The 10673-nt window shown below is 70.7% G+C and carries 9 protein-coding genes; 5 read left to right on the top strand and 4 right to left on the bottom strand.

All coding sequences use genetic code 11. The features are described from left to right. Positions 1-233: 233 nt before the first annotated feature. Positions 234-575, bottom strand: coding sequence for a sterol carrier family protein (locus JHY01_RS25010; RefSeq protein ID WP_205328443.1), 342 nt, complete (start codon positions 573-575; stop codon positions 234-236). A gap of 283 nt (positions 576-858) precedes the next feature. Between JHY01_RS25010 and JHY01_RS25005 the strand changes: the two genes are divergently transcribed. The 3 genes from JHY01_RS25005 to purM all read left to right on the top strand — a co-directional run bounded on the left by JHY01_RS25005 (position 859) and on the right by purM (position 5901). Then, on the top strand, positions 859-2892 hold the full coding sequence (locus JHY01_RS25005) for a carboxypeptidase regulatory-like domain-containing protein (RefSeq protein WP_205328442.1): 2034 nt from the start codon (positions 859-861) through the stop codon (positions 2890-2892). A gap of 415 nt (positions 2893-3307) precedes the next feature. Continuing rightward, entirely contained in the window at positions 3308-4825 is a 1518-nt protein-coding gene (purF, locus tag JHY01_RS25000; RefSeq protein WP_205328441.1) for an amidophosphoribosyltransferase, read from the top strand. Further along, complete coding sequence (purM, locus tag JHY01_RS24995) at positions 4780-5901, top strand: phosphoribosylformylglycinamidine cyclo-ligase (RefSeq protein ID WP_374199600.1); 1122 nt, start codon at positions 4780-4782, stop codon at positions 5899-5901. Before purF ends, purM begins: the two co-directional genes overlap by 46 nt. On the opposite strand, the gene JHY01_RS24990 is transcribed toward purM, so the two are convergent. Both JHY01_RS24990 and JHY01_RS24985 read right to left on the bottom strand, forming a co-directional pair. Beyond that, complete coding sequence (locus JHY01_RS24990) at positions 5867-6922, bottom strand: phosphatase PAP2 family protein (RefSeq protein ID WP_205328439.1); 1056 nt, start codon at positions 6920-6922, stop codon at positions 5867-5869. The two genes, purM and JHY01_RS24990, sit on opposite strands and share 35 nt — an antisense overlap. Before the next feature lie 521 nt (positions 6923-7443). Next, on the bottom strand, positions 7444-8580 hold the full coding sequence (locus JHY01_RS24985) for an alkene reductase (RefSeq protein ID WP_205328438.1): 1137 nt from the start codon (positions 8578-8580) through the stop codon (positions 7444-7446). 56 nt (positions 8581-8636) lie between these two features. Here JHY01_RS24985 and JHY01_RS24980 point away from each other — a divergent pair, with 56 nt between their 5' ends. Next, complete coding sequence (locus JHY01_RS24980) at positions 8637-9002, top strand: MerR family transcriptional regulator (protein ID WP_205328437.1); 366 nt, start codon at positions 8637-8639, stop codon at positions 9000-9002. A gap of 136 nt (positions 9003-9138) precedes the next feature. On the opposite strand, the gene JHY01_RS24975 is transcribed toward JHY01_RS24980, so the two are convergent. Further along, the gene (locus JHY01_RS24975; protein WP_205328436.1) at positions 9139-9849 is read right to left on the bottom strand and encodes a maleylpyruvate isomerase family mycothiol-dependent enzyme; all 711 of its coding nucleotides are present in this window, start codon (positions 9847-9849) and stop codon (positions 9139-9141) included. Between the two features lie 184 nt (positions 9850-10033). Between JHY01_RS24975 and JHY01_RS24970 the strand changes: the two genes are divergently transcribed. After that, positions 10034-10543, top strand: a complete 510-nt coding sequence (locus JHY01_RS24970; protein WP_205328435.1) for a hypothetical protein — start codon at positions 10034-10036, stop codon at positions 10541-10543. The last annotated feature ends 130 nt before the right edge of the window (positions 10544-10673 follow it).

Here is a 10673-nt window from a genome sequence, read left to right as displayed (position 1 = left end):
GTGCCCGCTTGCTTTCATCTCCAGTGCCCTGGCCCGAAGCTCCGCACTCGCGCGCGGCTTTCCCTTTGCCATGCAAGCATTCTCGCATCAACACCCAGAACCCAACTTCACAGTTCCGGATTAGTAGCGGGAGCGACCTGAAGGGAAGTTGAAGCGGTCTCCGCCGGCAACGCGGCCGGCGCGCCGAAACCGAGGGAACGTGAATCGAGCCCGCCGTATAAGAGGTGTCGGGGCTACTCGCCCAGGGGTTCGCCCCCGGGCGTCGCGATCGGGAGCAGTCGGCTGAGGTCGGCGCGCTGGCCCGAGGCCGCGACCTTGCCGGTCGCGACCGCTTCCTGCCATGCGGTGCGGCCGGTGGCGAGGAGGAGGAACACGAGCGGTTGACATTCCACGACGTTCGGAGGCGTGCCGCGGCGGTGCCGCGGACCTTCGACGCATTGCACCGCACCGTACGGCGGGACCCGCACTTCCACGGTGTGACCAGGGGCTTTCGCCGCCAGCGCCTGGAGGAGCTCCCGCACGGCGCCCTTGAGGGTCTCCCGATCGGGGGCTTCACCGTTGTCGATCGCGGCCATGGCATCGACCACAGCATCCACGAGGAGACCTCCGTACCACGTTAGACTGCCGTTACGGCACGTCGCCGAATGGGCGTGCCTCCGCAATTTGTGTGCTCAGACCACTGCGCGCTCGGTCGCCCGAGCGCCATATGGTTGCCGCAGTGCCTGCACCCCGGTCCCGTGACCGAATTGAGACCAGGCATAGTGGCGACGATGGCCCGCTTCCGTGGGTTCGTCGTGCCTGCCCGTGGCAGATCGCCGCGAGCAGCGCCGGATGGCACATGCCCAGGAGGGGATGTAGATGACCGTAGCGGCCGAACCGAGCGGGACCCAGACTAACGTCCTGCGGTCCCGGCGCGGCGGACGGGGTGGCCTGCGGTCACGCCTGGCCGGCCTCGCCGCGGCGGGCGGCGTCCTCCTCGGCATCCTCGCGTTCCCGCAGGCGGCGGTGGCCCAGGACGTCGGCGGCTGGTTCAATGGATCGTTCAACCCGAACCCGGTGGCCATCGGCGGTCAGACCACCGTCATCTCCTTCACGGTCCAGAACAACAACCCCGTGCAGCCCAAGAACATCACGATCAAAGCCAAGGTCGACGGGCTCAACGACTACGTGATGGCGATCGACAACGACGGCGGCCAGGGCTTCTGCGCCCGCGAGGACGCGGACAAGGCGAAGTGCGACAACGTCGAGCCCGGCGGGCAGCGGACCGTCTCGTTCACCGTCACCACCGTGACCGAGTCCGATCTGCCGAACGGCGAGCAGGTCTCGGGGAACTTCACGGTCGACTTCGAGGGGCAGAGCCAGTCCAGCGGCCTCAACGTGGTCGGCACGGCCACGGTCTCCACGGTCTCCTCGATCAGCGGCGAGGTCACCTCGAACGCCGAACCGGTGCCGGACGCGAAGCTCGAACTCACCGACGGTGAGGGCGACGATCACGAGGCCACCACGGACGGCTCCGGCAAGTACGAGTTCACCGGCGACGCCTCCAAACCGATCGCGCCCGGCGACATGACGCTGAAGATCACCGCGGAAGGCTTCGAGGAGAAGACCGAAGAGTTCACCGTGCGCGAGGGCAGCGCCACGTTCCAGATGAACATCACGCTCGCTCAGGTCCAGGAGGCCGAACCGACGCCCGAGGCGACGACCGAGGCGGCGCCGACCAGTTCGGCGGAGCCGAGCGAGCCCCCGGCCGACGACGGCGGGATGTCCGGCACCCTGATCTTCCTCATCGTCATCGGCGCGCTGCTGGTGATCGGCGGCATCGTCGGCATCTTCTTCCTGCTGCGCGGCGGCAAGGACAAGGACGATGACGACGGGGAGAGCTTCTCGCCCGACGCCCCGCCGGACCACAAGCCGACCGCGGCCCAGGTCGGGACGCCCGGCGTCTACCAGGCCGCGCCCGGACCGGAGGCCGACGCGCCGACGATGATCCATCCCGGCGGTCTCGTCGGCGGGAGCCCGGCCGCGCCGACCCAGTTCGGTCCCGCTTACGGCGGTTCGGATTCGACGCAGGTGATGCCGCAGGGCGGCTTCGGCGCCGCGCCGGGCATGCCCGGCGGCCAGGTCGGTCCGGACGGCACCACGATCCTCCCGGTCGTCAAGCAGCCGGGCGGGCCCGGCGCTTCGGACGCCACGCAGATCATGCCGCAGGCGAACCTCGGCTCGCCGCCGCCTGCCGCGCCGCCGAGTCCCTACGGCGACGCGGGTTCGCGGCACGCGGCCCCGTCGGCGCCGCCGAGCCCGGCCGCGCCTTCGAACCCGTACGACCCGGCCGCGACCCGGCCGCACCCGGGGCCGTCCCCGGCAGGGTCGTTCGAGGGGCAGTCGCCGAGCCCGTACGGCGATCCCGCCTCGACGCGTCCGCACCCGGCGCCCACGCCGCCGCCGTCAACCGGTTCGATGTTCGAGCCGCAGCATCCGGGGAACGCGCCGCAGGACCAGGGTTACGGGGCGCCGAGCGCGCCGCGCGACCAGGGCTTCGGGCCGCAGGGCTCGCCGAGCGCCCCGCAGTACGGCCAGAGCTACGGGCCGCAGGGCGGCCAGCAGGGCTACGGCGCGCACGGTTCGCCGAGCGCCCCGCGCAGCGCGCCGCCGAGCAACGACCCGTACCCGAACCAGTCGCTGCGCCGCGACCCGTACGCGCCGCAGGAGCAGCCGCCGCCGCCGACGGGCGAGTACGGTGCGACGCGCGCGATGCCGCAGTACGGCGACCAGGCGCAGCCGCCGGCCGCGCCGTACGGGGGAGAGCCGAACCGCGAGGGCGAGGACCCGGACTCCAAGCCCACCGACCGCCGCAACTGGGGCGAGTGGGACGACCGGCCGCGCTCCTGGTAGCCGGTCGCTGGACGAAGACATCGAAACGCCGTGCCCGGCCTCGCCCGGCACGGCGTTTCGTGTACCGCGTTCCCGCGTGGTGCGGGGCGGGCGTAGGGCATGCCGCTTCCCACCCGCATCCACCTCCGACCGACCGAAGCAATGAGACGACCCTCCCACAGGGGTCCGACGTCGGCGGTCCGTGTTCGCCTGCGCCCGGGTGAAACCGGCCTTCCTCAGCCGTTATGCGGTGAGTTTCACCTCGTCTGCGAGGGGTCCGGCCCACACCCGCCGTTGTTGGACGGTGGCGACTTCCCGCAGGTCCGATAGACTGTGGGTGGCGGTTCCGCCAGATGGCGAAGCTTGCAGGCCATCGGTGTATTCGGCGGCGCAGCTCGTGTGCCATCGAATCAGCCCAGCAAACTGAGGAGTTGCAGTGGCCCGAGGTGACGGTCGACTCACCACGGAACTCGATCCCGACAATCCCGGCCCCCGCGACGCCTGCGGCGTCGTCGGCATCTGGGCCCCCGGGGAAGAGGTCTCGAAACTCACTTACTTCGGGCTCTACGCGCTGCAGCACCGCGGGCAGGAAGCCGCGGGCATCGCCGTCTCCGACGGGGCGCGCACCGTCGTCTACAAGGACCTCGGCCTCGTCGCCCAGGTCTTCGACGAGTCCACGCTCGCCCCGCTCCAGGGCCACCTGGCCATCGGCCACGCCCGCTACTCCACCACCGGCGCCCCCACCTGGGAGAACTCCCAGCCGACCATCCGGTCGACCTCGACGGGCACCGCGATCGCCTTGGCGCACAACGGCAACCTGGTGAACACCGCCGACCTCCTCAAGGAGGTCGACCGGCTGGGCATCGACATGGGCACCACCACCTCCGACACCCACCTCATCACCGCGCTCCTGGCCGCGCACCCGGACGAGTCCGTCGCCTCGGCCGCCGAGCGGGTGCTCCCGCAGCTGCGCGGCGCGTTCTGCCTGGTCTTCATGGACGAGAACACGCTGTACGCGGCCCGCGACCCGCAGGGCGTGCACCCGCTCGTCCTCGGCCGCCTGGCCTCCGGCTGGGCCGTCGCCTCCGAGACCGCCGCGCTCGACACGATCGGCGCCCACTTCGTGCGCGAGGTCGAGCCCGGCGAGCTGCTCACCATCGACGAGCACGGCCTGCGCTCGACCCGCTTCGCGAACCCCGAACCCAAGGGCTGCCTGTTCGAGTACGTCTACCTCGCCCGCCCCGACACGAAACTGGCCGGGCGCAACGTCTACGCCACCCGCGTCGAGGTCGGCCGCACCCTCGCCCGCGAGTACCCGGTCGAGGCGGACCTCGTGATCGGCGTCCCCGAGTCCGGCATCCCCGCCGCGATCGGGTTCGCCGAAGAGTCCGGGATCCCCTACGGCCAGGGGTTCACCAAGAACCAGTATGTGGGCCGCACCTTCATCCAGCCCTCGCAGTCCTTGCGGCAGCTGGGCATCCGCTTGAAGCTCAACCCGCTCGTCGACCAGATCAAGGGCAAGCGCCTGGTCATCGTCGACGACACGATCGTGCGCGGCAACACCCAGCGGGCCCTCGTCCGGATGCTCCGCGAAGCGGGCGCCGTCGAGGTCCATATCCGCATCTCCGCGCCGCCGGTCAAATGGCCGTGCTTCTACGGCATCGACTTCGCCACACGCGCCGAGCTCATCGCCGGATCGCTCGACACCGACGGCATCCGCGCCCAGATCGGCGCCGACTCCCTCGGGTACGTCTCGATGGACGGCCTGGTCCGCGCCACCGAGCAGCCCGCGTCCCGGCTCTGCATGGCCTGCTTCGACGGCCAGTACCCCATCGAACTGCCCGCTTCCGACCTCATCGGCAAGCACCTCATGGAAACGCCGCAGGCAGCGAAGCCGGGCGTCCAGCGATCGACCGAAGCGAGCACGCAAGTGCGGGAAGGGACCACAGCGTGAGCAGCGGCACCACCACTCCGAGGACCATCTCCTACCAGTCCGCGGGTGTCGACATCGACGCCGGCGACCGGGCGGTCGACGCCCTCAAGCCCTTGATCAAGAAGACCGTCCGGCCCGAGGTGGTCGGCGGCATCGGCGGGTTCGCCGGGCTCTTCGCGCTCGACACCGAGAAGTACAAGAAGCCGCTGCTCGCCTCCTCCACCGACGGCGTCGGCACGAAGCTCGTGATCGCCCAGAAGCTCGACATCCACGACACGGTCGGCATCGACCTCGTCGCGATGGTCGTCGACGACCTCGTCGTCTGCGGCGCCGAGCCGCTGTTCCTCCTCGACTACATCGCCACCGGCCAGGTCGTGCCGGAGAAGATCGCCGACATCGGCGCGGGCATCGCCGACGGCTGCCGGTACGCCGGCTGCGCGCTCATCGGCGGCGAGATCGCCGAGCACCCGGGCGTCATGAAGCCCGACGACTACGACATCTCCGCCACCGGCGTCGGCGTCGTCGAAGCCGACCAGCTGCTCGGCCCCGAGCGCGTCAAGCCCGGCGACGTCGCGATCGCCATGCGCGCCTCCGGCGTCCACTCCAACGGCTTCTCGCTCGTGCGCGAGGCCCTGTTCGGCGTCGGGAAGATGGACCTCGGCACCGTCGTGCCGGAGTTCGGCAACCAGCGGACCCTCGGCGAGGAGCTGCTGACCCCGACCCACATCTACGCCAAGGACTGCCTCGAGCTCGCCAAGGAGTGCGACGTGCACGCCTTCGCGCACATCACCGGCGGCGGCATCGCCGGGAACCTCGTGCGGTCGGTCCCCGAAGGCCTCCAGATCGAGGTCGCGCGCGGCACCTGGACGCCGAACCCCGTGTTCGACGTCGTGCAGCGCATCGGCGGCATCGGCGCCGAGGAGATGGAGCGGACCTTCAACATGGGCATCGGCATGGTCGCCATCGTCGCGCCCGACCAGGTGGACCGCTCGCTGGCGGTGCTCACCGCCCGCCACGTCGAGGCCTGGACCATCGGCGAGGTCGCCGAGGGCGACGGCGGCGTCAAGCTCTCGGGCGCCTATCTGACGGCTGGCTAGGGATCTCAGGGTCCCCCTCGGGACCCTGGCCCGCGGTCTCCCTGGCGAGGGCGGCATCGAGTTCGGCCGCTTCGAGCGCCTCCCGGTGCTGCTTCGCCTTCGTGCTCAGCCACAGCCAGATCAGGCCGAGCGTCGGCAGGACCGCGGCCGAGATGAGCGCCGGGATCAGGTGCAGGGTCGGCGTGAGCATGACGCCGAGGATGAGCAGCACCGAGATCAGGATCGTGCGGCGGGTCGCCGGGTCGAACACCGACAGCGGGCCGAGCGGGATCGTGTGCCACGGCACGCGCTTCGCGCTGCGGATGATGATGAGGCCCAGCAGGAACCCCGCGGGCTCGTCCGTGAGCCAGTGCTGGCCCAGGTACACCTGCGAGCTGAAGACGATGACCGGCGGGGCGATGAGCAGCGCCCAGCGGGCCCACGCGGGGATCACGTGGCCGATGAGCATCACGATGAGGCCGAACAGCAGGATCGAGTTCACGGCGTGCCCCGACGGGAACGCCGTCGCGTCGACGATGTTGCCGCCGCCTTCGGGGTGGTAGGTGAACAGCAGCGGCCCCTCGGGGGAGACCTGGAGCAGCTTGAACGGGTGCTGCGAGAGCGGGCGGCCCAGCAGGTGCTTGAGGCCGAGGATGCTCGCCAGGGTGATGAACGAGATGACGTACATCAGCAGCGGCCGGATCGATCTCGAGCGGAGCGCGCACCAGATAGCGATGAGCAGCGTGACCGTCGCGACCGTGCGGGCCTGGCCGAACTCGGCCCCGCCCTTGGCGATCGCGGTGAGCCATTCGAGGTCGTTGGCGTCCACTGCCCACAGGCGCACCTCCACGTCGAGGCGCACGAGCCACGACGGGTAGCTCACGAAGAACGCGAGCGCGAGGAACCCCAGGAACATGAAGAGGTCGGGCCACCAGCTCCTCGGCCGCTTCCCGTACGGCTCCCAGTCGAACCACCCCACGGGGATGTAGCGGCGCAGGGGCGTGATGATCTGTCCGACGAGCGCGTCGTCACGGACAGTCACACCTCGGTCCGTGATCCCCGCACTCCTGCGCACGGTCGCAGGCCGGTTCGATTCAGAAGGCATAGATGGATGTTCGCCTGCCAAAGTGAATTTTGATGCCGCCACACCCGAACTGGACCGAATTTGTTATCAGGTCGGTATATATGGTGTGGTTTGGGACGCACACTGATTGAGCTGCGCCGATAGTCCGCGATACCGGTCACGTTCTGACGTGTCCATAGTCGCGGGGCTTCGTCACGCTCTGAAGTCGCCGCGGTCCGACGAGTCGCTTCGGCCCGCGCGCGATGGAGAGTGATGGACGGCATAGGTCGCGGCCGTCGATTCAGGTCCGGTCCGGCGCGAGTCCGAGCCGGACTGCACACGGCGCGTACGGATTCCCCCATCAGGAGGTCAATCCTCCTCAGTGGTCATCGGGGCCGCGGCCGACCTCGTGCTCCTCGGCCGCGGCCACCGGGCCGCGTCACCGGCCGCGGCCCACGCTCGTCCGGGTCCTCGCCGATGCCCGGCGAGGACCCGCGGTCTCATGCCTCGGCCGCCTCGAGCGCCTGCAGGGTCGGGTAGTCCGTGTAGCCCTCGGCCCCGCCGCCGTAGAGCGGCAGGTCGGTGCGGAGCGGATTGAGGGGCGCGCCGGTCCGCAGGCGCTCGACCAGGTCGGGGTTGGCGATGAACGGGCGGCCGAGGGCCACCAGGTCCGCGCCCGCGTCCAGGATGCGAGCGGCGGATGCCAGACCGCCGTCGGCGGGGAACGGATCCGCCTCGGGCGCTTCGGGGTTCGACGGGTTCGCGATCAGCGCGCCCTGCCAGTGCCGACGGAGCACCGCGAACAACGGTGTGGGCGAGGCGTAGGCGAGGTGGAGGTAGGCGAGTCCGAGCGGTGCGATCGCGTCGAGCAGGGCCGGGAAGAGCTGGTCGGCGTCGTCCATGGCGATCCCGTTGTGGGGGTTGCCGGGCGAGAGTCGCAGGCCGGTGCGCTCGGGTCCGATCGCGGCGGACACGGCCTCGACGACCTCGACGACGAACCGGATGCGGTTCGCGATGGAGCCGCCGTACTCGTCGGTGCGGTGGTTGGTGCTGGTGGCGAGGAACTGGTTGAGCAGATAGCCGTTGGCGGCGTGGACTTCGACGCCGTCGGCTCCGGCGCGGACGGCATTGCTTGCGGCGGCGGTGAAGTCGTCGATCGTGGCGCGGATCTGGGCGGTGGTCATGGGGCGGGGGAGGGGCGGTTCGCCGTGGCCGTTCGGGGTGTGGATGTAGCCGGGTAGGGCGATCGCCGAGGGCGCCAACGGGATCAGGCCGCTGGTGTCGGGGTGGCCGATGCGGCCGCCGTGCTCGATCTGGAGGAAGACGCGGCCGCCGCCCGCGTGGACCGCGTCCGCGACCTTCCGCCATCCGTCCACTTGAGATTCGGTGAAGATGCCGGGGATGTTCGGATAGGTGTAGCCGACCTGGCTGGGGGAGCTGGCTTCGGCGATGATGAGGCCGGCTGCGGCGCGCTGCGCGTAGTACTCGGCCATGAGGGCCGTGGGGACGCCGCCGGGTGCCCGGTTGCGGCTCATCGGGGGCATGACCAGACGGTTCGGCAGGTCGAGCGCGCCGATACGGGCGGGTTGGAAGAGGCGCTGGGCCGTGGTCTCGGCGGGTGCGGTTTCGTTCGTCATGGCGGTACCGTAGAACCTGACACCAATGTCAGGTTCAAGGGATTGTGAGGCACGCCATGCGCATCGGGGAACTCGCCCGCCGGACCGGCGTGAGCGTGCGGTCGCTGCGGTATTACGAGGAGCAGGGGCTGCTGGAGTCCGACCGTACACCGGGCGGGCACCGCGAGTACGCGGAGCGGGCGGTCGACCGGGTCATCAGGATCCAGGTGCTGTACGCGGCGGGGTTGAACAGCCGCGTCATCGACAGCATCCTGCCCTGCATGCGCGACCACGACGGCGGCCCGAACGAGGCGGCCACGGCCTCCCTCGCGGCGGACCTCACGGCCGAGCGCGAACGCATCGACCGCGCCATCGCCGACCTGCAGCGTTCCCGCGAGATCCTCAACGAGGTGATCGAAGCCGCGGCACCGAGCGAGGTGTAGACCGAAGCAGCGCCGAGGACCGAATGCTGCGACGCGAACCCCGGGCCGCCTCCGCGTCATCCGGCCCGTCGCGGCGATCCTCGCGAGTTCCGGCAATCAGTGGGGCGCTGGTGCGGGCGGCGTTCGCTCTCGGCCTTCAGGCCAAGGGGCCCTTCAGCACCGCGAGTGCCGCGTTGCGGTCGCCGGTCCAGCGGAACACGTCGTCGGCCGGGGTTCGCCTGCCGCGCAGCAGGAGCAGGAGATCGCCTGCGGTGCCGGCGATGTCGGCCACCGGGTCGCCCGGACCGAAGACCCACCAGTCGTCGGTGTCAGTGGCGTCCAAGCGGATGCACACGTCCGGCGGCCAGGCCTTGCCACGCCCGATCTGCCTGGGCGCCAGCACGTCGAAGACCTCGGAGATCCCCTCGCACGCCAGCTCGGCATCGAGCGGGCCCGCTTCGCCGACGGCCCGTTCGGCGTCCCACCGGTGCAGCATCATCGAGACCGCGCGCGAGCGCTGCCAATACCCGGCGGTCGGCGGCGTGTAGTAGCCCCAGGCGGGTGCCGAGGGGTCGATGTCGAGCGACATGAGCAGCACCTCGCCGGTGCCGTCGACCCAGCGCGTCAGCTCGTACCGGTCCTCGGGGACCTTCGGCGGCGTCCCGTCGGGCGGTTCGGGCCGACCGTCCCAGTCGGTGACGGCCGCGGCGGCGAACAGGTTCGCGGTGCCCACATGCGCGGCGAGTTCGGCGAGGGTTCGGTCCTCGTCCCCGTGCTCGATCGGCGCGTCCAGGTCACCGCCGGCCAGGCAGGCACCGAACGCGTCGAGCTCGCGCCGGAAATGGCGGAGAAACGACGCAGCATCCATGCTCCCCAGCCTATCCACGACTGTGATCCGGCGCTCCCTCCAGGTCCCTCGGGTTCAGTCCGCCTCCACCTCCTTCCGGTGCGGCCGCCGGCCACGGCCGTGGCGTTCACCGAGAGGACGGAACAGCGTCGCGGACTGTGACCGACGGAAGGGAAATGTCGCACCCGTCACGGAGGATGGGCGCATGACCGAGACACCCGCCGCTCCGGACCCGATCATGGACGCCATCGGCCGAGCCGTCGTGCAAGGCCACAACGGCGACATCGCCGAAGCCCGAACGGCACTGCTCGACCTCTGGAACCGGATCGGCGTCACCGGCGACCCGCTGCACCGGTGCACCCTGGCCCATTCCATGGCCGACCTCTACGACGACGCCGCCGGCGCCCTCGCCTGGGACGTCCGCGCCCTCGACGCCGCCGACGCCGCGACCGACGAACGCGTGCAAGCCCATCACGCCGGACTCCAGATCGCGGGCTTCTACCCGTCCCTCCACCTCAACCTCGCCGACGACTACCGTCGCCTCGGCTCCTTCGAAGCCGCCGGGGCCCACATCGACGCGGCCGAACAGGCGGCCCCGGCCCTCCCCGAGGGCCCTTACGGCGACCTGATCCGCCGCGCCGTCGAGGAAGTCGCCGCAGCCATCGCCGAGAAGGACACCGCCCCGAGGGCATCGGCCCCCGGCTCCGGCGGCTGACGCTCGGTTCCCGAGGCGGCGCCGAAACCCGCTGCGGCGCAGGCTCGCGCTACGTGAGGTCGGCGGTGGGGCGACCCCGCCGAACGCGTCCGCGATCGTCGCGAGGACGCTGCGGGCCGGGACGGTGCGG

This window comes from Glycomyces sp. YM15 (genome assembly GCF_016918015.1).
Lineage (GTDB): Bacteria > Actinomycetota > Actinomycetes > Mycobacteriales > Micromonosporaceae > Glycomyces.
Note: the sequence above shows the minus strand (reverse complement) of the source record. Positions and strands in the feature narration are given on the sequence as shown.